23 protein-coding genes and 5 tRNA genes are annotated in these 23,470 nt (G+C 28.5%); 26 read left to right on the top strand and 2 right to left on the bottom strand.

Translation table 11 applies throughout. The features are described 5' to 3' along the window. Nucleotides 1-45 precede the first annotated feature (45 nt). The 25 genes from mnmG to CRIB_RS11545 all read left to right on the top strand — a co-directional run bounded on the left by mnmG (nucleotide 46) and on the right by CRIB_RS11545 (nucleotide 19,634). Nucleotides 46-1,944 carry a tRNA uridine-5-carboxymethylaminomethyl(34) synthesis enzyme MnmG gene (gene mnmG / locus CRIB_RS11665; RefSeq protein WP_180702492.1) on the top strand — a complete coding sequence of 633 codons (1,899 nt, stop codon included), beginning with the start codon at nucleotides 46-48 and terminating at the stop codon, nucleotides 1,942-1,944. Further along, nucleotides 1,934-2,653, top strand: a complete 720-nt coding sequence (gene rsmG, locus CRIB_RS11660) for a 16S rRNA (guanine(527)-N(7))-methyltransferase RsmG (protein WP_180702491.1) — start codon at nucleotides 1,934-1,936, stop codon at nucleotides 2,651-2,653. Before mnmG ends, rsmG begins: the two co-directional genes overlap by 11 nt. Nucleotides 2,654-2,825: 172 nt before the next feature. After that, nucleotides 2,826-3,611 (top strand): nucleoid occlusion protein, encoded by a 786-nt coding sequence (gene noc, locus CRIB_RS11655; RefSeq protein ID WP_180702490.1) that lies wholly within the window; start codon nucleotides 2,826-2,828, stop codon nucleotides 3,609-3,611. A gap of 55 nt (nucleotides 3,612-3,666) precedes the next feature. Then, on the top strand, nucleotides 3,667-4,440 hold the full coding sequence (locus CRIB_RS11650; protein ID WP_180702489.1) for a ParA family protein: 774 nt from the start codon (nucleotides 3,667-3,669) through the stop codon (nucleotides 4,438-4,440). Then, entirely contained in the window at nucleotides 4,441-5,316 is an 876-nt protein-coding gene (locus CRIB_RS11645; protein ID WP_180702488.1) for a ParB/RepB/Spo0J family partition protein, read from the top strand. A gap of 21 nt (nucleotides 5,317-5,337) precedes the next feature. After that, nucleotides 5,338-6,480: an aminotransferase class V-fold PLP-dependent enzyme gene (locus tag CRIB_RS11640; RefSeq protein ID WP_180702487.1), complete on the top strand. Its 1,143-nt coding sequence runs from the start codon at nucleotides 5,338-5,340 to the stop codon at nucleotides 6,478-6,480. Nucleotides 6,481-6,731: 251 nt separating this feature from the next. Further along, on the top strand, nucleotides 6,732-8,024 hold the full coding sequence (locus tag CRIB_RS11635; RefSeq protein ID WP_180702486.1) for a helix-turn-helix domain-containing protein: 1,293 nt from the start codon (nucleotides 6,732-6,734) through the stop codon (nucleotides 8,022-8,024). Nucleotides 8,025-8,135: 111 nt separating this feature from the next. Further along, entirely contained in the window at nucleotides 8,136-8,726 is a 591-nt protein-coding gene (yedF, locus tag CRIB_RS11630; protein WP_180702485.1) for a sulfurtransferase-like selenium metabolism protein YedF, read from the top strand. Between the two features lie 28 nt (nucleotides 8,727-8,754). Next, nucleotides 8,755-9,018, top strand: a complete 264-nt coding sequence (locus CRIB_RS11625) for a DUF3343 domain-containing protein (protein WP_180702484.1) — start codon at nucleotides 8,755-8,757, stop codon at nucleotides 9,016-9,018. Between the two features lie 14 nt (nucleotides 9,019-9,032). Continuing rightward, nucleotides 9,033-9,218 carry a DUF951 domain-containing protein gene (locus tag CRIB_RS11620; protein ID WP_071118869.1) on the top strand — a complete coding sequence of 62 codons (186 nt, stop codon included), beginning with the start codon at nucleotides 9,033-9,035 and terminating at the stop codon, nucleotides 9,216-9,218. Nucleotides 9,219-9,294: 76 nt separating this feature from the next. Then, the gene (locus CRIB_RS11615; protein ID WP_180702483.1) at nucleotides 9,295-10,497 is read left to right on the top strand and encodes an aminotransferase-like domain-containing protein; all 1,203 of its coding nucleotides are present in this window, start codon (nucleotides 9,295-9,297) and stop codon (nucleotides 10,495-10,497) included. A gap of 285 nt (nucleotides 10,498-10,782) precedes the next feature. After that, the gene (gene rpsF / locus CRIB_RS11610) at nucleotides 10,783-11,061 is read left to right on the top strand and encodes a 30S ribosomal protein S6 (protein WP_180702482.1); all 279 of its coding nucleotides are present in this window, start codon (nucleotides 10,783-10,785) and stop codon (nucleotides 11,059-11,061) included. 34 nt (nucleotides 11,062-11,095) lie between these two features. Beyond that, the gene (locus tag CRIB_RS11605) at nucleotides 11,096-11,542 is read left to right on the top strand and encodes a single-stranded DNA-binding protein (protein WP_180702481.1); all 447 of its coding nucleotides are present in this window, start codon (nucleotides 11,096-11,098) and stop codon (nucleotides 11,540-11,542) included. 19 nt (nucleotides 11,543-11,561) lie between these two features. Next, nucleotides 11,562-11,789: a 30S ribosomal protein S18 gene (rpsR, locus tag CRIB_RS11600; protein WP_071118875.1), complete on the top strand. Its 228-nt coding sequence runs from the start codon at nucleotides 11,562-11,564 to the stop codon at nucleotides 11,787-11,789. Between the two features lie 94 nt (nucleotides 11,790-11,883). Next, entirely contained in the window at nucleotides 11,884-12,204 is a 321-nt protein-coding gene (locus CRIB_RS11595) for a MazG-like family protein (RefSeq protein ID WP_180702480.1), read from the top strand. Between the two features lie 7 nt (nucleotides 12,205-12,211). Beyond that, on the top strand, nucleotides 12,212-13,165 hold the full coding sequence (locus tag CRIB_RS11590) for a YybS family protein (RefSeq protein ID WP_180702479.1): 954 nt from the start codon (nucleotides 12,212-12,214) through the stop codon (nucleotides 13,163-13,165). 9 nt (nucleotides 13,166-13,174) lie between these two features. Beyond that, nucleotides 13,175-15,166: a DHH family phosphoesterase gene (locus CRIB_RS11585; protein ID WP_180702478.1), complete on the top strand. Its 1,992-nt coding sequence runs from the start codon at nucleotides 13,175-13,177 to the stop codon at nucleotides 15,164-15,166. After that, a complete protein-coding gene (gene rplI / locus CRIB_RS11580) occupies nucleotides 15,167-15,616 on the top strand; it encodes a 50S ribosomal protein L9 (RefSeq protein ID WP_180702477.1) in 450 nt (149 codons plus the stop codon). It abuts the gene before it with no gap. Nucleotides 15,617-15,638: 22 nt separating this feature from the next. Then, nucleotides 15,639-16,967, top strand: coding sequence for a replicative DNA helicase (gene dnaB / locus CRIB_RS11575; protein WP_180702476.1), 1,329 nt, complete (start codon nucleotides 15,639-15,641; stop codon nucleotides 16,965-16,967). Between the two features lie 565 nt (nucleotides 16,968-17,532). Continuing rightward, complete coding sequence (locus tag CRIB_RS11570) at nucleotides 17,533-18,819, top strand: adenylosuccinate synthase (protein ID WP_180702475.1); 1,287 nt, start codon at nucleotides 17,533-17,535, stop codon at nucleotides 18,817-18,819. 396 nt (nucleotides 18,820-19,215) lie between these two features. Next, a tRNA-Lys gene (locus CRIB_RS11565) sits at nucleotides 19,216-19,291 on the top strand. A 6-nt stretch (nucleotides 19,292-19,297) separates the two neighbouring features. Further along, nucleotides 19,298-19,372, top strand: a tRNA-Glu gene (locus CRIB_RS11560). A gap of 7 nt (nucleotides 19,373-19,379) precedes the next feature. Continuing rightward, a tRNA-Val gene (locus CRIB_RS11555) sits at nucleotides 19,380-19,455 on the top strand. Between the two features lie 13 nt (nucleotides 19,456-19,468). Next, nucleotides 19,469-19,545: transfer RNA gene (locus CRIB_RS11550), tRNA-Asp, on the top strand. A 14-nt stretch (nucleotides 19,546-19,559) separates the two neighbouring features. Continuing rightward, a tRNA-Thr gene (locus tag CRIB_RS11545) sits at nucleotides 19,560-19,634 on the top strand. 122 nt (nucleotides 19,635-19,756) lie between these two features. On the opposite strand, the gene CRIB_RS11540 is transcribed toward CRIB_RS11545, so the two are convergent. Both CRIB_RS11540 and CRIB_RS11535 read right to left on the bottom strand, forming a co-directional pair. Further along, nucleotides 19,757-20,746, bottom strand: coding sequence for an ATP-binding protein (locus CRIB_RS11540; protein WP_180702474.1), 990 nt, complete (start codon nucleotides 20,744-20,746; stop codon nucleotides 19,757-19,759). A gap of 8 nt (nucleotides 20,747-20,754) precedes the next feature. Further along, on the bottom strand, nucleotides 20,755-21,813 hold the full coding sequence (locus tag CRIB_RS11535; protein ID WP_180702473.1) for a DnaD domain protein: 1,059 nt from the start codon (nucleotides 21,811-21,813) through the stop codon (nucleotides 20,755-20,757). Between the two features lie 127 nt (nucleotides 21,814-21,940). On the opposite strand from CRIB_RS11535, the gene CRIB_RS11530 reads away from it, so the two are divergent. After that, the gene (locus tag CRIB_RS11530; protein ID WP_180702472.1) at nucleotides 21,941-23,410 is read left to right on the top strand and encodes a M1 family metallopeptidase; all 1,470 of its coding nucleotides are present in this window, start codon (nucleotides 21,941-21,943) and stop codon (nucleotides 23,408-23,410) included. Nucleotides 23,411-23,470 lie beyond the last annotated feature (60 nt).

Genomic DNA, 23,470 nt, shown 5'->3' with positions numbered 1-23,470 from the left:
TTATGTTTTGCGTGAAACATTTCGTAAAACAGAAAGGAGATCTACATGAAACAGTTTAATGCAGGGAAGTATGACGTAATAGTAGTTGGAGCAGGACATGCTGGTTGTGAAGCTGCTCTTGCTACAGCAAGGATGGGACATAAGACATTAGTAGTTACTCTGTCTTTAGACTCAATAGCTTTAATGCCTTGTAATCCATCAATAGGTGGAACAGGAAAAGGACAATTAGTAAAAGAGATAGATGCTTTAGGCGGGCAAATGGGTATAAATGCAGATAAAACACTTATACAAAGTAGAATGTTAAATACTGCTAAGGGTCCAGCCGTTCACTCTTTAAGAGGGCAGGCTGATAAATTTAAATACCATACAGAAATGAAGAAAACTCTAGAAGATAATCCTAATATAGATATAGTTATGGATGAAGTAGTTGACATATTACACGAGGGACAAGTTGTTACAGGTGTAGTTACTAAATTAGGATGTAAATATGAAGCTAAAGCAGTTATATTGGCAACTGGAGTTTACTTAAATTCTAAGATATTTATAGGAGAATTAACTATAGATGAAGGCCCTAATGCATTAGCATATTCTAAATACCTTACAGATAGATTAGTTGACTTAGGATTAAATATGAGAAGATTCAAAACGGGAACTCCTGCAAGAATCCATAGAGACAGTATAGATTTCTCGGAAATGTCTATACAAGAAGGAGATAAAAAGATTACTCCATTCTCATTTTTAACAGATAATATAGGAATAAAGCAAGAACCTTGTTATTTAACAAGAACTAACTTGAAAACACATGAGATAATAACTAATAACTTAGATAGAACGGCTATGTATAGTGGAAGAGTTGAAAGTACAGGAGCTAGATATTGTCCATCGATAGAAGATAAAGTGGTAAGATTTAATGACAAAGAATCACATCAAATATTTATAGAACCAGAAGGTTTAGACACAAAGGAAATGTACATTCAAGGAATATCAACAAGTTTACCTTATGAAGTACAGCTTGAAATGTATAAGAGTGTAAAAGGTCTTGAAAATGCTAAAATAATGAGACCGGCATATGCTATAGAGTATGATTGTATAGATCCAACTCAATTAAAAATAACTTTAGAAATAAAAGGTGTAGACAACTTATTTAGTGCTGGACAGTTCAATGGAACATCAGGATATGAAGAAGCGGCAGCTCAAGGTCTTATAGCTGGTATAAATGCAGCTCGTAAAATAGAAGGAAAAGAGCCTTTCGTACTTGATAGATCAGAAGCTTATATAGGTGTTTTAATAGATGACTTAGTTACAAAAGGAACTAATGAACCATATAGAATGATGACTTCGAGATCAGAATACAGACTATATTTAAGACAAGATAATGCTGATATGAGACTTACTCAAAGAGGTTATGATATAGGTTTAGTTACAGAAGATAGATATCAAAGATATCTTAAGAAGAAAGCAGAAGTAGAACAAGAATTAGAAAGATTAAAGACTGAAAGAGTTACTCCTAAAGAAGTAAATCATTTATTAAATGAAATGGGAGCATCAGAAATAAAAGTAGGTTTATCTTTATATGAATTTTTAAAGCGTCCAGAAGTAACTTATGAGCTAATAGAGGCTATAGGTAAAGGCGCTAGTGAAGATGTTTCAGATGAAGTTAAAGAACAATGTGTAATAATGACTAAATATGAAGGATATATAGAAAAACAATTAAAGCAGATAGATCAATTTAAAAAGCTTGAAAATAAAAGATTACCAGAAGGAATAGATTATTTATCAATAGATGGCCTTAGAATAGAAGCAAGACAAAAACTAGACGCAATAAGACCTATATCTATAGGACAGGCATCTCGTATCTCTGGAGTTTCACCTGCAGATATATCAGTACTTCTTATATATTTAGAACAAATGAGAAGAACTAGAGGAGGAAGAGATGAACAATAGAGATATATTAAAGAATGGCCTTGAAGATTTAGGAATAGCAGTAGACGACAAAATATTAAATGACTTTAATATTTACAGGGAAATATTAGTCGATTGGAATCAAAAAATGAATCTTACTGGAATAGAAGATGAAAAAGAAGTGTATATAAAGCACTTCTTAGATTCTGTTTCAGCGGTAACTAATGGATATATAAAGGATGGAGTATCTATTATAGATGTAGGTACTGGAGCAGGATTTCCAGGGTTACCTTTAAGAATATGTCTAAAAAATATAGAATTAACTTTATTAGATTCATTAAATAAGAGAATTAATTTCTTACAAGAAGTTAGCAAACAAGTAGAAATTGATAATATAAAGTTTATACATGGTAGAGCAGAGGATTTTGGTAAATTAGAAGAATACAGAGAAAAGTATGATATAGCTACTGCAAGGGCTGTTGCTGGATTGCCTGTTTTAATGGAGTTTTGTGTTCCATTTATTAAAGTAGGTGGATACTTTGTGTGCTTAAAAGGTCCAAATGCAAACCTAGAGTTAGAAGAATCAAAAGCAGCAATGGACGTTTTAGGAGTTGAATTTATAGAGAAGATAAATATTGAATTACCTGAATCTGACTTGAATCATAATATATTAGTATTCAAAAAAGTAAAAAATACACCAGATAAATATCCAAGAAAAGCGGGAAAACCAGCGAAAAGTCCGATAAAATAAATGTTTTATTTTAGAAATATATAAAATTATGTTAAAAATAAAATAAAATAGAAGGATTATATAAGTATTGTGAAGAAATGTTATTTATATATATAATATAGTATTAAAATGAAGTATTAATTTGTAAAAAATTAGATTAAAATATATTTATCCAAAATGAGAGAGGTATGTTATGGAAGATAAAAAAGTTATGGAGATACCTATAGAAAACATAGTCCCTAATCCATATCAACCAAGGAAGGTATTTTCACAAGCAGCATTAGAAGAGCTAAGCAATTCTATAAAAGTTTATGGAATACTTCAACCAATAACAGTTAGACAAAAAGATGATAAGTATGAATTGATTGCGGGGGAAAGAAGATTTAGGGCTGCAAAATTAGCTAATCTTCAAGCTGTTCCAGCTATAATAAATAACATGTCTGATGAATCATCTGCAGTACTAGCATTATTAGAAAATTTACAAAGAGAAGATTTAAATTTTATAGAAGAAGCAATGGGCTATGAAAACCTAATAAAAGAACATGAATTTACACAACAACAGTTAGCTGAAAAATTAGGCAAAAACCAATCTACTATAGCAAATAAGTTGAGGATACTTAGACTACCTAATAGCGTAAAAATAAAGTTAGTAGAAAATAATTTAACTGAAAGACATGCAAGAGCTCTTCTTAAATTGCCAACAGAAGATTTAGTCAATGAAGTTCTTGATAAGATAATAAAAAATGAGTTAACTGTAAAGAAAACAGAGAAGATAATAAAAGATATCATAGAGGAATTAGAAAGTCCTCAAGATTTAGATAAAAAACAAAATATAAAAGGAACTATGGGTATAAGGATATATTTAAACACGATGAAGCAAGCCTTTGATGCAATAATTGGTACAGGAATCGAAGCTAAATATAATGAAATAGATAAAGGTGATTATATGGAAGTTGTCGTAAAAATTCCTAAAAAATAGAAAGGTTACTGTTTTGCAGTAATCTTTTTTTAAAGATTATAGGGGGAAAGTTAAGATGAGTAAAGTAATAGCTGTATTTAATCAAAAGGGAGGAGTAGGAAAAACTACTACGAACGTAAATTTAACTGCAAGTTTAGGAGCAATGGGAAAAAAAATATTAGTATTAGATTTAGATCCACAGGGAAATACAACAAGTGGATATGGAATAGATAAACAGTCAGTGGAGAAAACTATATATGATGTTATAATAGAAGGTGTAGACATAAACGAAACAATATTAAACACGGAATTTGAAAATATTGATATAGTGGCAGCAGACACAGATCTAGCAGGATGTGAAATAGAACTTACCTCAAGAGAAAGTAGAGAGTATATATTAAAAAATTCATTAGATAAAGTAAGAGATAACTATGATTATATATTTATAGATTGTCCTCCTTCATTAGGTATGTTAACTATAAATAGTCTAACTGCGGTAGACAGTGTTTTAATACCTATACAATGTGAATATTATGCATTAGAGGGTGTTAGTCAGCTTATGGGTACTATAAAGTTAGTAAAATCTAGATTAAATTCAAATCTAGATATCCAAGGAGTTGTATTAAGTATGTTTGATGGAAGAGCAAACTTGTCAATTCAAGTAGTGGATGAAGTTAAAAGGTACTTTAAAGGAAATGTGTATACTACACTAATACCAAGAAATGTTAGACTAGCAGAAGCACCTAGTCATGGTAAACCAGTAATTTATTATGACTCAAAGTGTAAGGGTGCAGTAGCATATATGGAACTAGCAGAAGAATTTATAGATTTAGAGGAGGATATAATATAAATGGAGAATAAAGCGACAAAAAGAACTAATAGATTAGGCAGAGGTCTTAGTGCATTAATACCTGATATTAGTACAGAAATAGATAAAAAAGATATAATAACAATAGATTTAAAAAATATATATCCAAATCAAGATCAACCTAGAAGAGTATTTGATGAAGAAAAAATAAAGATATTAAGTGAATCGATAAAGAATTACGGAGTATTACAACCAATAGTGCTAAAACCTGATGATAAGGGTAAATACATGATAATTGCAGGGGAAAGAAGATATAGAGCATCTAAGTTAGCTCATAAAAGTGAGATACCTGCAGTTATAAAAGATATACCTATGAAAGATATAATGGAAATAGCACTTATAGAAAACTTACAAAGAGAAGAATTAAATCCTATAGAAGAAGCATTAGCTTATAGAAGTCTAATAAAAAATTATGAAGTTACTCAAGAAGAAATATCAGAAGCTGTAGGAAAAAGTAGACCGCATATAACAAATACATTAAGATTATTAAATCTTCCACAAAAAATAATGGATATGATAGATCAAGGTAAGATAACTGCAGGACATGGTAAAGCATTGCTTAGGTTAACAGATGAAAATATTCAATTAGAATTAGCAAATAAAGTTATAGCTGAAGAGCTTTCAGTTAGAGCAACAGAAGCCTTAGCTAAGAAAATATGTGAGGATAATATTAAAGAAGTTCCTAAAAAATCAAAAGAAAAAGATGTGTTTATTGTTGATGTAGAAGAAAAATTAAGAAATATATTTGGAACTAAAGTAAATATATCTAAAGGAAAGAAAAAAGGAAAAATTGAAATAGAATACTATAATGAAGAGGATTTAAATAATATAGTATCTATGCTCCTTGAGGATAATTAATACAAGGAAGGAAATAATAGTATGATTTATTTAGATAATGCAGCAACGACATTTCCAAAACCAGAAGCCGTATATGATGCTGTAATGGATTGTATGAAAAATTACTGTGCAAATCCAGGAAGATCAGGACACAAACTAGCTATGAAATCAGCTAGAGAAATATATGATGCTAGAGAAAATATAGCAAAATTATTTAATATAGATAATCCTATGAATATAGTATTTACTAACAATGCAACAGATTCGTTAAATTTAGCGATAAAAGGTATTGTAAATAGTGGAGATCATATAATAACTACTAGTATGGAACATAATTCTGTAATAAGACCTATAAAAGCTCTTGAAAAATTAGGAATAGAGAATACTATAGTGCAATGTGACAAAGATGGTTTTTTAGATGTAAAAGACTTGGAAAAAGCAATAAAACCGAATACTAAATTAATAGTAACAACACATGCATCAAATGTATGTGGGACATTAATAGATATAAAAACTGTATCCGAAATTGCAAAGTTACATAATATACTATATTTAGTAGATGCTTCTCAAACAGCAGGTGTATATAATATAGACTTAAAAGAAGTTTATGCAGACATGTTAGCAGCACCTGGGCATAAAGGATTATTAGGTCCACAGGGAACAGGGATTTTATATATAAGAGAAGGATTAAATATCAATATCTTGAAAGAGGGTGGAACAGGAAGTAAGTCGGAAGATTTATTCCAACCAGATCTATTTCCAGATAAATATGAATCAGGAACACATAATACTCCTGGTATAGCTGGATTAAATGAAGGGGTTAAGTTTATTCTTAAAGAAGGCATAAATAAAATAAAAGAGCATGAAGAAGAGTTATGTAGATATATGTTAGAAAGATTAAATGAAGTTCCTAATATAAAAATCTATGGAACAAAGGATGCGAATAAAAGAGCATCGGTTATAGCTGTAAACATAGGAAATATGGATTCGGGTGAAATAACATTTTTACTAGATAATGAATATGATATAGCTACTAGATCAGGGATACATTGTGCTCCTTTAGCTCATAAAACGCTAGGGACATTTGAACAAGGTGCAGTAAGATTTAGTATGGGATATTTTAATACTAAAGAAGAAATAGATAAAGCAATAGAAGCATTAAAGGAAATATCTAAAAATAATTAAATAGATAATAAGGATTATCTTAATCAAAATTATATATAATTTTGATTAAGATAATTTTTTTTTGTAGATTAAAATATAATATTTGGGAATAAAATATGCTATATTTATAAATATATAATATATTTATTGATTTTGTAGAAATAAATACTATTTAATCGAACAATAGAATATCTTGAAAAATAGATAGTGTTTTTAGAGGAAATATAAGTTATAATTAGAATACAAGAAAATGATTTCATGGGGGGAGTAGTATGAACATTTTAAGTTTAGGAGAAAAGATAAAAAAATTAAGAAAAGAAAAAAATATGACATTAAAAGAATTAGCGGGGGATAGAATTACTGCAGCCCAAATAAGTCATATAGAGAGAGATAAGTCTCACACTAGCCATGAATTATTAGAGTACTTAGCTAATAAACTAGATGTAAGTGTGGATTATTTATTAGAGACTAAAGAGATGCAGTCTAAAAAGTTAACAGACAACCTAATACTTCAAAGTGAGGTTTTAATTAAATGTAATGACTTAGAGAAAGCTGAAGATCAACTAAATAAAGCAATTAAAATATGTGATGAATATAAAGTTTTAGACAATTATGGAACATGTAATTTCTTACTAGCCGATATAAATTTAAAAAAAGATAAGTATAGTGAGTCAGTTATGAGTTATGAAAAGGCACTATATTGTTTTATAAAAAATAATGATAAAGAGAAAATATATAAATGTTACTTAAATATAGGTAAAATTTATATAATAGAAGAATTTTATAAAGGAGCAATACTTCAATTTGAATTTGCAGAAAGCGTATTAAATGAAATACAAGTTGAAGATGTAGATATATACAAGGATTTATATAGTAAAATGGCATATTGTTATATAAAATTAAATGATAATGAAAAGTCTTTAGACTATATAAATAAAATGAATGAAATGGATATAAAAAATAATCCAGAAGAAGAATTAAATGTAATAATGCTAAAAGCAAATAATCTTTTAAATATGGGAAAATTTGAGGAGTCTAAAGAATATTTTAAAAAAGCATTAGAAATTCTAGATAAAGAAAAAAATAAAACTGAATTAGCATCTATTTATTTAACTATATCTGAAGTATATAAGAGAATAGGTAGGTTAGATAAAGTTTTAGAGTACTCACAAAGAGTATATGATATTAAAAAGAATGACGAAGATGAATATATGATGGAAAGTCTATTTAAAATAATAGAGACTTATATATCTAACTATGAATATGATATGGCTAAAAGGTATTGTAAAATAGCATTAGCATCTTCAATAAAAAATAAAAATAGATTAAATGAATATAAAATTCTAAAATATTATTCAGATATACACAAAGCTCAAAATGAAAGTATTATAGCTATAGAATATTTAAATAAGTGTATAAATATAATATTTGAATTAAATGATAAAAATATATTAGCAGATTTATACATAAGACTTGGTGAATTATACTCAGATATTTCTAAAGAAAAAGAATTAGAATATTATCAAAAGGGTGTCGGTATATATAAAAGTCTAGAGATAATATAAAATATAAAAGATTCCTTTTAGGAATCTTTTTGCGTATAGAAATAATCTATAACAAGTAAAAATATAAGTGTGTTAGAATAAATGTGAATAATTTTAAGGAGATGATTATAAATGTATATAGAAGTAGATGCAAGAGGTTTAGCTTGCCCTAAACCTGTTATAAATACAAAGAAAGAATTAGATAATATTGAACAAGGGATAGTAATAGTTACAGTAGACAACGATGTTGCAAAGCAAAATATATTGAAATTATCTAATTCTTTAAACTGTGAATCAAGAGTGATTAAAGAAGAAAAAGACTTAATTTCTATAGAGATAAAAAAGGGAGAAAATGTTATAATAGAAGAAAAAAAACAAGAAGAATTAGAGGATAAGTGTATATTTATATCTTCAAATAAAATGGGAAATGGAAATGATGAATTAGGTGAGGTACTTATGAGAGGATTTATATATACCCTTACAGAATCAAAACCATATCCTAAAAGTATACTTTTAGTGAACTCAGGTGTAAAATTAAGTACAGAAAATCATGATACAACTCAAAATTTTAAAATACTTGAAGAGGCTGGAGTTGAGATACTATCTTGCGGAACTTGCCTCGATTACTATGGACTTAAGGAAAGTTTAAAAGTAGGAAGTGTTACTAATATGTACACTATAGTGGATATAATGAAAAATTCATCACAAACTATATCTATATAATATTATAAAGTAGAAAGAGGATGACAATATGAACGAAATGTATATAGTTTCATTTAACTCGACACATCATGCGATAAGACTAGATAAATTATTAGGTGAAGCTTCTGTAAGAGCGACTACATTACCTACCCCTAGAGAGATAACGGCTAGTTGTGGTATATCTATAAGATTCTTATACGAAGATATAGAAAAAGTAAAGGCTATTTTAGCTGAAAATAATATTGAATATAAGGGTATATATAAAATAATTAGATTAGAGAATGGTACAAAAGAAGTAGAAAATATAGGCTAGGAGAGTGAGTATTTATGCCAATGGATATAAAGATAGGTGACGTTGTAGAATTAAAAAAGCAACATGCTTGTGGATGCAAAGAGTTTGAAATAACAAGAGTAGGCATGGATATAAAAATAAAATGTACGAAATGCTTAAGAAGTATAATGCTTGATAGAGAAACTGTCGAAAAAAGAATTAAAAAAATAATAAAAAAGTAATGTAAATAGACATGGAAACAAAATTTGATTTGCTATAATTAAAGTAAGGGAATTATTTTCAGGGGGTGCTTTAATTATGGCTATTAGATTTGCCAAAAGAATGGAAGGGTTAAAGGAATCAGAAATTCGTGAACTTTTAAAGCTTACAGAAAAACCGGAAGTAATATCTTTTGCTGGGGGATTGCCGGCACCAGAGCTATTTCCTATAGAGGAAATGAAAGAAATATCTAAAATAGTATTAGAGGAATCAGGGACTCAAGCCCTTCAATACTCAACAACAGAAGGATTTCAACCATTGAGAGAAAAAATAGCAAGAAGAATGAATAGTAAAAATAAAACAAATGTAACTAAAGATGATATACTAATAACCAATGGTTCTCAACAAGGACTAGACTTCGCAGGAAGAGTATTCTTAAATGAAGGTGACATAGTTTTATGTGAAAGTCCATCATATTTAGGAGCAATAAATGCATTTAAATCATATGGCTCTAAATTCATAGAAGTTCCTACTGATAAAGATGGAATGATTATGGAAGCGTTAGAAAAAATATTAGAGGTTACAGAAAATGTAAAAATGATTTATGTAATACCTGATTTTCAAAATCCTACAGGTATAACATGGACACTTGAAAGGCGTAAAAAATTTATAGAAATAATAAGTAAGTATGAAATACCTGTTTTAGAGGATAACCCATATGGTGAATTAAGATTTGAAGGTGAAAGTATACCATCTTTGAAATCTATGGATAAAAAAGGATTAGTTATTTTCTTAGGTACTTTCTCGAAAATATTATGTCCAGGATATAGACTAGGTTGGACATGTGCATCTCAAAACATATTAAAGAAATTCATATTTGTAAAACAAGTAGCAGACCTACAATCATCAAGTATATCCCAAAGAGAAGTAAGTAAATTTATAGATTTATATAATTTAGATAATCATGTAAAAAAAATAAATGAAGTATATGCAAGACGTAGAGATTTAATGTTAGAGACAATGAAAGAAGAATTCCCAGAAGGTGTAGAATATACTTATCCAGAGGGTGGATTATTTATATGGGTAGAACTTCCAAAACATTTAGATTCAAGAATTATAATGAAGGATTGCTTGGCAAATAATGTTGCATATGTACCTGGTGGGTCATTTTTCCCTAATGGAGGAACAGAAAACTGCTTTAGATTAAATTACTCAAACATGTCAGATGATAGAATAGTTGAAGGAATAAAGAGGATAGGATTAATTTTAAGAAAATATATGGCTGTTAAACAAAACATTTAATTAAAATTGTACATAAAAAAATGGTGGTAACATTACCACCATTTTTTTATGGGAGATTGGGATGAAAAATATTTAAGTTATGGGGCTATATGTATATATTATTAGCAGATTAATTTAAATGTATACGTATTAGAAGGCAAAAAAATGTAATAATAGAAGGTGCGACATAAAATCGAATTGACATTTGTAAAAACTAATGATAAAATGTGTAGGTATGAGATTTAAATCTCATTTCTCTGCTCTACAAATGTAGAGCCGTTAAGTCCAAAGGGAGGTGAAAAGATAATGAGAAATTATGAATTAGTTTTCGTAGTAAAGCCAAACGCTGATGAAGAAACAAGAGAAGCTGTTCTTAACAAAGTTAAGGAAGTAGTTGCTACTAACGGAGAAGTAGCTAAAGTTGACGTATGGGGGAACAAAAAATTAGCTTACCCAATAGCTAAGTTCACTGAAGGTCACTACGTATTAGTTAACTTCGCAGCTGGTGTTGAAGTACCTAAAGAATTAGATAGAAACTTAAAGATAAACGAAAACGTAATAAGACATATGATAGTTGTTGCTTAATAACTAGTTTTATTACTAAAAAGGCGGTGTTATTATGAACCATGTTGTATTAATTGGTAGATTAACTAGGGATCCTGAGTTAAGATACATCGCAGGGACTGGAACGCCTGTTGCAAACTTTGCAATAGCTGTTGATAGAGAATTCTCAGGCAAAGATGGGAAAAGAGAAACTGACTTTATAGATATACAAGTTTGGGGCAAATCTGCAGAGAATTGCGCTAACTATATAGGAAAAGGAAGTTTAGTGGCTATACAAGGTTCATTAAGAATTGATAGTTACCAAAATCAAGCTGGAGAAACTAGAAGGGCTACTAGAGTAAATGCAAATAGAGTACAGTTCTTAGATACAAAAAATAAATCTGAGAGTTCATATAAAGGAAATCATCAAGGGTTTGAGCCGAACTTTGAACCTAGCTTTGAGCCAACTGGATTAGATCCACAAGGATTCCAAGCAATAGATGATGACGATATACCATTCTAAAAAAGGAGGGAAATTTACTATGATAAACAAGAAGAGACGTAAGAAGAAGAGAGTTTGTCAATTCTGTGCTTCTAAAGATGCTAGAATAGACTACAAAAACACTCAAAGATTACAAAAATACGTAACTGAAAGAGGTAAAATATTACCAAGAAGAATCTCTGGAACTTGTGCTAAGCACCAAAGAGAATTAACAGTTGCAATAAAGAGAGCTAGAAACATAGCACTTTTACCATATACATTAGACTAAGAAAAGGACGAGCCTTATGGCTCGTTTTTTTGTTTATCTGGTTAAATCTGTTATAATTTATGATATAATATTTATATATTAAGGGGGGGAAGCTGTGAAATTCGATAGAAATTCTGATGTAACTAAAAATGTAAAAATAATAGAGTGGATGAAGAAGGAGCTTATACTTAGTGTAGGAGATGTATTTGATTTAATTTTCAAGGGTGTAAAACCTTTAGATGAAGTACTTCAAGACACTTTGGCAAATATAATAATGATAACATATTTACTAGCTAAAAGATTAGGAATAAGTTTTAGTGAAATAGATTATAAGATAAAAGAAAAGATAAGAATAGGAATAGATCAAAATCATAGTGTAGAAAGTTGGTATGGAGATTTTTCAAATTTAAAAAAACATATAGAAAACAGGGAGTGATTTTAAATTGAATAATAGATTAAGGCTAACTCAGGCATCGCTGATAGCTACATTAGGTATATTGTTATGTTTAATAACAGTATATGTACCTATGCTAAGTATACTAAGTATAGCAATACCAGTACCCTATGCAATTATAGGAACATTAACTGATAATAAATACTCTATATTATCTTTAATAGTAACATTTTTAATATTAATGTTTACTGTAAATCCACTATATTCAGTTAGCTTATGTATAATGAGCATAGTTCCAGGACTTTTTATAGGAAGTGCAATAAGAAATAATAAAGAAGATAATTTTAATAAATTTGAACCGATATATATAGGTACTATAGTAACTATGATATGTGTAATAGTATTTTTCTTTATTGCAAATATAATATTTAAAACAAATATATTAGATGATTTTATGAATACACTAAAAGAATCTGTAAATGTTCAAGTAGCTATTATGGAAAATGCAGGAATAATTTTAAAAGAAGGATTTAAGGCATCAGATATAGTAGATTATATTAATAATATGTTACCTACAATGTTATTTTTACAAGGGATTATTGTTTCATTTATCGTATATGCTTTAGAAATTTTTGTTTTAAAGAGAATAAAAATGATAAATTTGGGATTACCTAAATTTACAGATTTTTATTTACCAGGGAATGCTGTAACTGTATCATTTACGCTATATATACTTGTTTTATTTATGGATTTAATTAAAGTAAATTTACATACGGATTTAATAATGTTAAATTTACAACTAGTATTTAATTTTATGTTTATGCTTCAAGGTATATCAGTTTCTATTCACTATTTTAAAAAGTGGATTAGAAGTGGTTCATTAAAAATGATATTTATATCAGTATTAATTTTAAGTATATTTGGATTTATGGGAATATCTTTTGTAGGTATGTTAGATAGTATAATAGACTTTAGAAGGGTAAGAAGCTATAAATCTACTTAGGAGGTATAGATGACTAGTAAACGAATCTTAAAAATGAATATGCCAGAAGTAAACCTATATATAGTCATTGTAGGAATAGCATCTATATTTCTACTTTACTACAATTTTTATATAGGATGCTTATTCTTTATTGGATTTTTATATATGGTTTTTAACAATTGGAAGACAACTAATATAAGAAGAAAAGAATGGACTAATTATATTCAAAATTTATCTTTGGATATAGATGAAACTACTAAAAAAGCAGTAATGAATCTTCCAATACCTTTATGTATACTTGAATTTGATGGTAGCATTACTTGGTATAATGGAAAGTTTAATACTATGATAGGTGAGGATGATTTACTAGGCGTAAATATTGATAATCTTATAAAAAACTTAAATCTTAGAAAAGTATTAAATGAAAATAAAGAAATGTATACGGATATAAGCTATAAAGATAGAGAGTATACTATAGTTTATAACGTAATAAAAAATGAAAATGGAAAAAGTGCAAAATATCTAATGATGCTATATTGGATAGATAAAACAGATTTTTTACACATGCAGCAAAAATATAATGAAGAAAAAAATGCAATAATGTTAATACAAGTAGATGGATATGATGAAGTTTTAAAGAGCACAAATGAAGAGAATAGACCACTTCTAAGCGTAGCAATAGAAAAAGAATTAACTTCATTAGAAATAAATTCAACTGGTGCATTAAGAAGAACATCTAAAGACAAATTTTTCTTAATAATGAATAAAAAAGAACTAAAGAAATTAGAAGTAGATAAGTTTTCAGTGTTAGATCAAATAAGAAAAATTGACTTTGGAAACAATCTTCCTGTAACGATAAGTATGGGGATTGGTATAGATGGAGATACAATAAATGAAAACTTAAAACTTGCAACAGGAGCACTTGATTTAGCTTTAGGTAGAGGTGGAGATCAAGCTGTTGTAAAAACAAAAGATAAGTTTGCTTTCTATGGTGGCAAATCTAAAGCAGTAGAAAAAACTACTAAAGTAAAATCAAGACTTATAGGGCATGCTTTGAGAGAAGTTATTTTAGAAAGTGACCATGTATTTATAATGGGTCATAAGTATCCAGATATGGATGCTATAGGAGCAGCTATTGGTATATATGATATATGTAAATCATGTAATAAAACAGCTAATATAGTTTTAAATTATGCAAATGAATCTATTGAAGAATTTATAAAAAGGATTAAAAAATCAGATTATTATGATGGTGTTTTTGTTGATAGTGATTACGCAATAAGAGAGTGTGAGAAAAACACTGTTGTAGTAGTTGTAGATACACATAGACCTAATTTTACCGAGTGTCCACAGTTATTAGATATATCGGATAAAGTAGTTGTCATAGACCATCATAGAAGAGGTGTAGATTTTATTAATGATACAGTCCTTTTATTCCATGAAATTTACGTATCATCTACATGTGAAATGGTAACAGAACTTGTACAATATATTGAAGATGATGTAAGAATAAATAAATTAACAGCAGAAGGACTATTAGCAGGGATTAGTTTAGATACTAAAAACTTTGCATTTAAAACAGGTGTAAGAACTTTTGAAGCTGCATCATATCTAAAGAAATCTGGAGCAGATACTATTGAGGTTAAGAAATTATTTAATTCAGATATAAAAGACTTTATAACTAAGGCGGAGATTATTAAAAATGCAAAAGTTATAAACCATAATATATGTTTAGCATATACTAAGACAGAGAGCGATAATATAAATATAGTAATTGCTCAAGCTGCGGATGAATTGTTAAATATAAAAGAAGTAGAGGCATCATTTGTTTTAGGTAGAAAAGATGATAGAGTATTTATAAGTGCTAGATCGCTAGGAAATATAAATGTACATGTATTAATGGAAAAGCTAGGTGGAGGTGGGCACAGAGATATGGCTGGTGTTCAATTAGATACTTCACTAGAAAAGGCATATGAAATGGTAGAAGATACAATACAGACATATATTAAGGAGGAAGAATAGATGAAAGTTATATTATTAAAAGACGTAAAAGGAACAGGAAAGAAAAATGAAGTAAAAGAAGTAAGTGATGGATACGCAAGAAACTACTTATTACCTAAAAAATTAGCAGTACCTGCTGATAATACAAATATGAAAGAATTAAATGAAAAGAATAAATCAAAGGAGTTAAAAGCTCAAAAAGAATATGAAGCAGCAGTAGAATTAGGCAAAAAAATGGAAGAATTAAATGTAGTTATATATGCTAAGGCTGGTGATGGAGGAAGACTTTTCGGGTCAATAACATCAAAAGATATAGCTGAACAAATCAAAAAGCAACATAATATAGAAGTAGATAAGAGAAAAATAACTTTAGATGAACCAATAAGAGTATTAGGTTCAAGATTTGTTGATATAAAAATACATCAAAAAGTAACTACAAAATTAAGAGTAGACGTAAAAGAAAAACAATAGACAAAATCTTGAGGTGATAAAAATGGAGGATATAACTAGAATCCCTCCGCATAGTGTGGAATCAGAACAGTCTATATTAGGTTCTATATTACTTGATAAAGATGCTATTATAACAGTCAGTGAAACTATAAATCCAGATGATTTTTATAAAGAGGCTCATAAAATTATATATGAATCTATGATTAAATTAAGTAATAAGTCTGAACCTATAGATTTAATAACACTAACAGAAGAATTAAAAAAGCAAGGTCACTTAGATGATGTGGGAGGAATTAGTTATATAACCAGTCTATCTACAATTGTTCCAACAACATCAAATGTCAAGTATTATGCAGACATAGTAAAAGAGAAATCAGTACTTAGAAAGCTTATAAAGGTTTCTAATGATATAATAAATTTAGGATATGACGGCTCAACTAAAATTGAAGATGTTCTAGAAGTAGCTGAAAAAAAGATATTTGATATATCACAAGAAAAAACTAGTGATGATTTTAAATCTATAAATTCAGTTTTAATGGATACATATGATATGATAGAACACTTATACACAAATAAATCTGAAATAACGGGAATAACAACTGGATTTAGAGATTTAAATAAAAAAATTAATGGGATGCAAAGGACAGATTTATTACTAATTGCTGCTCGTCCAGCAATGGGTAAGACTGCATTTTCATTAAACCTTGTACAAAATGCTGCATTAAAGGGTGATGCATCTGTAGCAGTATTTAGTTTAGAGATGTCTAAAGAGCAGTTAGTACAACGTATGTTGTCTGCACAATCAAATGTTGAACTTAGTAAATTAAAAACAGGTAAGCTAAATGAGAATGATTGGCCAAGAATAATAGATGCTATGGCAGTTTTATCTAATGCTAAAATTCATATAGATGATACTCCTGGTATAAAAATTTCAGAATTGAGATCAAAGTGTAGAAAATTAAAAATAGAGCAAGGTTTAGACTTAATATTAATAGATTATCTTCAGCTTATGGAAGGTGAAGGTAATAACGAAAGTAGACAACAAGAGATAGCCAAAATATCAAGATCTTTAAAGATAATCGCAAAAGAGTTGAACTGTCCAGTAGTTGCACTTTCTCAGTTATCTCGTGCTCCTGAACAGAGGGCTGATCATAGACCAATGCTATCAGATTTAAGAGAATCTGGTTCTATAGAGCAAGATGCAGATATAGTTATGTTTTTATATAGAGATGAATACTATCATCCAGATTCTGATAGAAAAAATATAGGTGAAATTATAATTGCAAAAAATAGACATGGTGAAACGGGTTCAGTTGAATTAGTTTGGCTTGGAGAAATTCAAAAATTTGCGGATAAATCTAGAGATATATAATTTGGAAGATATCTACAAATATCCACATAAAGTGAGAAATTGAAAATGCTATATTGTGGATATTTATCTTAAGATATCTACAAGCATTGAAATTTTAATAAAATGTTATCCACAATATCCACAAAAGTGATGTTGATAAATGTGAATAAATATAAAAGCAAGCTAATAGCTTGCTTTTATATTTATAAAAATTAATTTTATAGAGGAACGTGTGTTGAATATAAATTTAATATATATATATCCCAAAATGATAGAGATAAACAATTAAATTAACATATTAAGAATTGTAGATTAAAAAATTGAAGAAAGTTTAATATTTTACTGTATTAAAAATAGAATACATTTTAGATGTAATTATGAGATAAGTATACATTTTATAAACTATAATGGGAAAAATAGTTTAGGTAATTTAATAGATAATATAAAAATTACAGAAGATTTAAATTATGATAGAAAAGTACATATTAAAAATAATATAATATTAAAAAGGTTTGAAAATAGTACGTATATTTGATAAAATGTATAAGTAAAGCGTTCGAAAATCGAAATATAGAGGTGAATTATAATGAAGACAGTTGCAGTTGTAGGCTCTCAATGGGGAGATGAAGGAAAAGGTAAAGTTATAGATTACCTTGCTACGCAAGCGGATGTAGTAATTAGAGGTCAAGGTGGAAATAATGCTGGACATACATTAGTAGTTGATGGAAAGAAATTTGCTTTAAGATTAATACCATCAGGAGTATTAAATCCAAATACAATAAATGTAATAGGGAACGGAATAGTATTTGATCCTCAAGGATTCTTAGAAGAAATAGAAATGCTTAAAAAAGATAATATAGATACAAGCAATATAAAAATAAGTGATAGAGCCCACATTGTTTTTCCATATCATAAAGAATTAGATGCTTTAGCAGAAGAGGCTAGAGGAGACAATAAGATAGGAACAACTAAAAAAGGTATAGGTCCATGTTATATGGATAAAACTGAAAGATCAGGAATAAGAATATGTGACCTAATGGATAAAGATGTATTTGCTAAAAAGTTAAAATTACAAGTAGATGCTAAGAATAAATTAGTTCAAGGTGTATATGGAAAAGAAGCTATGTTTGACTTTGAAACTATATACAATGAATATTTAGGATATGCTGAAAAAATAAGAAATCATGTTGCAGATACTTCAGTAATAGTTTACGATGCAATAAAAGCTGGTAAAAAAGTGTTATTTGAAGGAGCTCAAGGAACGTTACTTGACTTAGATTTAGGAACTTATCCATTCGTTACTTCATCTCATCCAATATCAGGAGGATTTGCAGTAGGTGCAGGTGTAGGACCTAATATGATAAAAGATGTTGTTGGTATAGTAAAAGCTTACACAACTAGAGTTGGAGAAGGTCCATTTGTAACTGAGTTAGATAATGAAGTTGGAGAAGAAATAAGAGTTAAAGGTCGTGAATTCGGAACAGTAACAGGAAGAGCTAGAAGATGTGGATGGTTCGATGCAGTTATAGTTAGATATGCAGCAAGAGTAAACGGATTAACTAGTATATCATTAATGTTATTAGATGTTTTAACTGGATTTGATAAGATACAAATATGTACTGCATATAAAATGGGAGATAAAATAGTAAAAGATTTCCCTGCATCTTTAGAAGATTTAGCTAAATGTGAGCCTATATATGAAGAGTTAGAAGGATGGACAGAAGATATAACTGCTGTAGAAAAATTCGAAGATCTTCCTGAAAATGCTAAGAAGTATGTAGCTAAGATAGAAGAATTAGTAGGAGTAAGTGTTGACATGGTTTCTGTTGGACCAAATAGAGCACAAACAATAGTTAGAAAAAATATATTCTAATTTTAAATACTAATAATTAATAAAAATAGTCGAGGGTATTAAAATATATTTTTATACCCTCTTATTTTATACAACAAACAAATTATTTTATAAAATTTAACTAGTTTTGAATAAAGAGTATGTGAATTTTATTTATTTTTATAATTAAAATAAGAAAATTTATCAAATAAACAAAGTTTATATAGCTATCTTAATATAAGATTGAAAGTAAGCAATAGAGCTAATTCTAGGAAAATATAAAATATAATATTATAGTGAAAATTAACATATTATTTAATTTTTTAAAAAAATATAAAAAAATATAATAAAAATGTTGACTTAAAATACAAAAGCTAATATAATAATCTTTGTGAGCAAGAGAAACAAAGAAATTTGATAAATTTTGACACATAAGATGATCCATTAGCTCAGTCGGTAGAGCACCTGACTTTTAATCAGGGTGTCCCGCGTTCGAGTCGCGGATGGATCACCANATTAAGGCCCATTGGTCAAGCGGTCAAGACACCGCCCTTTCACGGCGGTAACAGGGGTTCGATTCCCCTATGGGTCACCAATATCCCGGGACTATAGCTCAGCTGGGAGAGCACCTGCCTTACAAGCAGGGGGTCACAGGTTCGAGCCCTGTTAGTCCCACCATTTACATAAATGCGGCCTGGTAGTTCAGCTGGTTAGAATGCCAGCCTGTCACGCTGGAGGTCGAGGGTTCGAGTCCCTTCCAGGTCGCCAATTTAATACACTATGCTGGTGTGGCTCAACGGTAGAGCAGCTGACTTGTAATCAGCAGGTTGTAGGTTCGATTCCTATCACCAGCTCCAATAAAACTCTTAGAATATTCTAAGAGTTTTTTATTTTGTAAAAAGGCATGCTAAAGAAATAAATTTAGGTAATTCTATAAATAAAAAAATAGAAGAAAAATATTAAGATTATTTTTCTTCTATTACTGTTTACTTTCCCATCTTAAGTCTTTTCCAATAAACTTAACCATTTTAAATCTATCAAATATTCTTGAGAATATCCTTTGTGCATAATTAGATCCTAATTGCATAGGAGATAAGTTTGTTGATATAATGGTTTTCTTTCCAGATAAAAGTCTAGTATTTAAGATATTAAATAATTCACTATTTGTAAAGGAGTTTGTAAGTTCAGTTCCCAAATCATCAATAATTAATAAATCACAGTCAAATAAATTTTCGTAGTTTTCTTTAGAGATATGACTGTCTGCATTTTTAAATTTATAATCTTCTATTATCTCAAACATTTTAAATGCAGTTTGATATATAACTAGATGGCCTTTATCTAAAAGAGATTTTGCTATACAGTTACACATAAAAGTTTTTCCAAGTCCTGTATCTCCATAGAATAATAAGTTTTCTCCGTTATCTTTATCAAAATCCAATATAAATGACTCACATATAGATACTATTTGAAGCATATTCTGTTGAGGAGATATATTAGATTCGGGGTCCTTTTCAGAAGAAAATATACTTGTATCTAAAGTGGTGAAATTTTCTTTTTCAAGCATTCTGGATATATTAGACATTTTATATGCCTCATTTATTATTTCTTGCTTTAAACAATTGCATTTATGTCCATTATCTAAGAATCCTTTATCCTTACAAATATTACAATTATGTTGAACTTCAAGATATCCATTTGGAACTTTATATTTAGTTAGTAATTCTTCTTTTTGTTTTTTTAATGAATCCATTTTTTTCTTAGATTCTAAAATAATATTTTCTTTATTTGACGGATTTTGTAATACTAATTTAGCTAACTGTAATCCAACCTTGCTTATTTCATCATCTAATTTTTTAAATTCAGGAATCTGTGAATAAACATCATTTTTTCTAAATTCTAATTCAGATTCAGCTTTATCTCTTTTCTTTTGGTAAGAAACAAGTATTTCTCTTATTTTTGATTCTCTCATTTAATCACCTATTTAAATTTATTTTTTTGACTTTCTTGAAGCATTTTTTCAAGTTCTTCAGGTGTATATTTTGTAAATGTTTGATTTATATTATGGAATCTAGTTTTTACTGCAGGTTCAGATGATTTAGTATTTTTAAATACTTGTTTTTTCTCTTCAGATTTCTTTTTAAATTCATCATCTAGTCTTTTTATATCATCTAAAGTTTTCACATCAGATTTTTTCCATTTTTCAATTATACCATTTATATATGATATAGATGGGTTAGATGTATTTTTAGCCCTAGAACATGCAGATAAGATAACCTCAATATCCATATTATACTTATCAAACCAACTATCCATAATTCTTTCCTCGGGTTTAGATGGAGATCTATAAAATCCTAATTCATTAAATATTGTTTTGTACATCATATATCTTTCACTTCTTATTACAAAGCTATCTTTAACATCTTGAGGAGTAAATAAATTAGAATCATACCATCCTCTAAGGATTGATTCAATATATTTAACAGGTCTAGATGAACCATGCTTATCTTTAACATACTCGTAAGCACATACTATCATATCTGGATCCATATTGTATTTATTCATTATTTCTAAGATATTTATTTTTTCACCTGGATCAAGATATCTTCCAACTATTTTATTTATCGTAGTGAACATCTTTCTAATACTAGGGTTTTCTGATGCTGAAACGATGCTGTCACTATTAGATTTTATAGACTTTGTGTTTATATGCATATTATCCATATAAAATCTTTTTAAGTCTAAAAATTCTATAGAATAGTTAAAATCATCTAACCCTTCATTTTTATGCATTTTAATTATATTTTTATTCTCCCAAAATTTCCAAGCTTCTATCACATCAGAAAGAGGTATATTTAAATTCTTAGCAATTGAATTATTATCAAATTTAGGATTAGAGTTAGGGTCACATGCTTGTCTATAACCTAGAAGATAAACTTTAACGTATAATCCATTAGCCATAGGCATAAATATATCTATAAAGATATTGGCAATAGTAGTTTCACCTAAATCTATCTCATTGACTTCTTTGAAAAACATTTTATCACCTCAGATAAGATTATATCATAAAAAACTAAAACTTTAATTATAACCTGTAATTATACAAGTTTATCTTACAGAAAAAACAAAAAAATTATTCATATTAAAAAAGAAAGGGGGAAAGAAATTGATAATAAACTTTACGAAAAAAGTAAGAATATTAACAGGAATGATACTCACGTTATTAATTGTTATAGGGGGCGGAGTATATGTATATCATAACAAAAATTCTGTACAAACATTAAATGTTGAAGAAGGTAAAAATTTAAATAAATACATTATTGATGTTATTTTTGATGAGGAAAGTAAAAGGCTAATGTGTAATCAAAACATAGAGTATGTAAATAATACAAATATAGCTTTGGATAAGATATATTTCCATATATATCCCAATGCCTTTTCTAAAGAGGAGTTTGCTCCTTTTGAAAAGGATGAAATGAATCAAGCCTATCCAAATGGATTCAATGAGGGATACATAGATATAAAAAATGTATTAAATAATAACAATAAGTTAGAGTATGAGATAACAGGTGAAAAAAATGACGTATTAGAAGTAAATATAGGAAGACAATTAAAGCCAGGTGAAAAAATATCTATAGATATGAAATACAATGTAAAAATACCTAACTCAGAAGGTAGATTTGGATATGGGGAAAATACTATAAATGTAACAAATTGGTTCCCTATAGTATGTGTTCATGATGATAGAGGATGGAATTTAAAGAGTTATGAGACACTAGGAGATCCATTTTATAGTGAAACAAGTAATTTTTATGTTAAACTATTAATACCTAAAAAATATAAATTGGGTTGCACAGGAAACATAATTTCAGAGAAGTCTGATTCAGAAAAAGTATTTTATGAAATACAAGCAAAAAAAGTCAGAGATTTTGCATTCGTCTTAAGTGATAAATTTAAAATTAAGAAGGATACTTATAAAGATGTGAATATAAATACATATAATCTAAATGAAACTCTATCAACAGAAGTAACCAAGATAGCTAAAGACTCAATTAGAATATTTAGTGATTTGTTTGGGGAATATCCGTATGATACATATTCAGTAATAGCAAGTGATTTTTTCATAGGTGGAATGGAATATCCAACATTGGTTATGATTGATCAAAGTTTATATAATGAAAAGGACAAATTTTTACTTGAATACGTAATAGCACATGAAACTGCACATCAATGGTGGTATTCAGTAATTGGTAATGACGAAATAAGTGAACCTTGGTTAGATGAAGCCCTTACAGAATACTCAACAGTTCTTTATTTTGAAGAAAAGTATGGTAAAGAGGTAGGCTCTAAACTTATAAAGACAATGGAAATACAAACAAGAAATTATTCTAGTGAAGATATATTTAAGTCAACAACTCAATATAAAAATTCGATAGACTATAGCTTAAATGTGTACACTAAAGGGGCATTAGCATTTAATGAAGTAAGAAATAAAGTAGGAGATGAGGTATTCTTTGAAACGTTAAAAGAATACTACAATACATATATGTTCCAAAATGTGAATGGAGCTAAATTTGTTGATTTATGGAATAAAAAAGGTATAGATATAGATAAGATAATAAGTGAATACAAGTAAATTTTAATTAGAGCATTAAATTTTTATTTAATGCTCTAATTTTTTGGTATAATATAAGCT

It is taken from the genome of Romboutsia ilealis (assembly GCF_900015215.1).
GTDB lineage: Bacteria > Bacillota > Clostridia > Peptostreptococcales > Peptostreptococcaceae > Romboutsia > Romboutsia ilealis.
Note: the sequence above shows the minus strand (reverse complement) of the source record. Positions and strands in the feature narration are given on the sequence as shown.

Bases quoted from the DNA above. Each gene is read 5' to 3' on its own strand.
- mnmG (WP_180702492.1), top strand. From the start codon at position 46: ATGAAACAGTTTAATGCAGGGAAGTATGACGTAATAGTAGTTGGAGCA.
- rsmG (WP_180702491.1), top strand. From the start codon at position 1,934: ATGAACAATAGAGATATATTAAAGAATGGCCTTGAAGATTTAGGAATA.
- noc (WP_180702490.1), top strand. From the start codon at position 2,826: ATGGAAGATAAAAAAGTTATGGAGATACCTATAGAAAACATAGTCCCT.
- CRIB_RS11650 (WP_180702489.1), top strand. From the start codon at position 3,667: ATGAGTAAAGTAATAGCTGTATTTAATCAAAAGGGAGGAGTAGGAAAA.
- CRIB_RS11645 (WP_180702488.1), top strand. From the start codon at position 4,441: ATGGAGAATAAAGCGACAAAAAGAACTAATAGATTAGGCAGAGGTCTT.
- CRIB_RS11640 (WP_180702487.1), top strand. From the start codon at position 5,338: ATGATTTATTTAGATAATGCAGCAACGACATTTCCAAAACCAGAAGCC.
- CRIB_RS11635 (WP_180702486.1), top strand. From the start codon at position 6,732: ATGAACATTTTAAGTTTAGGAGAAAAGATAAAAAAATTAAGAAAAGAA.
- yedF (WP_180702485.1), top strand. From the start codon at position 8,136: ATGTATATAGAAGTAGATGCAAGAGGTTTAGCTTGCCCTAAACCTGTT.
- CRIB_RS11625 (WP_180702484.1), top strand. From the start codon at position 8,755: ATGAACGAAATGTATATAGTTTCATTTAACTCGACACATCATGCGATA.
- CRIB_RS11620 (WP_071118869.1), top strand. From the start codon at position 9,033: ATGCCAATGGATATAAAGATAGGTGACGTTGTAGAATTAAAAAAGCAA.
- CRIB_RS11615 (WP_180702483.1), top strand. From the start codon at position 9,295: ATGGCTATTAGATTTGCCAAAAGAATGGAAGGGTTAAAGGAATCAGAA.
- rpsF (WP_180702482.1), top strand. From the start codon at position 10,783: ATGAGAAATTATGAATTAGTTTTCGTAGTAAAGCCAAACGCTGATGAA.
- CRIB_RS11605 (WP_180702481.1), top strand. From the start codon at position 11,096: ATGAACCATGTTGTATTAATTGGTAGATTAACTAGGGATCCTGAGTTA.
- rpsR (WP_071118875.1), top strand. From the start codon at position 11,562: ATGATAAACAAGAAGAGACGTAAGAAGAAGAGAGTTTGTCAATTCTGT.
- CRIB_RS11585 (WP_180702478.1), top strand. From the start codon at position 13,175: ATGACTAGTAAACGAATCTTAAAAATGAATATGCCAGAAGTAAACCTA.
- rplI (WP_180702477.1), top strand. From the start codon at position 15,167: ATGAAAGTTATATTATTAAAAGACGTAAAAGGAACAGGAAAGAAAAAT.
- dnaB (WP_180702476.1), top strand. From the start codon at position 15,639: ATGGAGGATATAACTAGAATCCCTCCGCATAGTGTGGAATCAGAACAG.
- CRIB_RS11570 (WP_180702475.1), top strand. From the start codon at position 17,533: ATGAAGACAGTTGCAGTTGTAGGCTCTCAATGGGGAGATGAAGGAAAA.
- CRIB_RS11540 (WP_180702474.1), bottom strand. From the start codon at position 20,746: ATGAGAGAATCAAAAATAAGAGAAATACTTGTTTCTTACCAAAAGAAA.
- CRIB_RS11535 (WP_180702473.1), bottom strand. From the start codon at position 21,813: ATGTTTTTCAAAGAAGTCAATGAGATAGATTTAGGTGAAACTACTATT.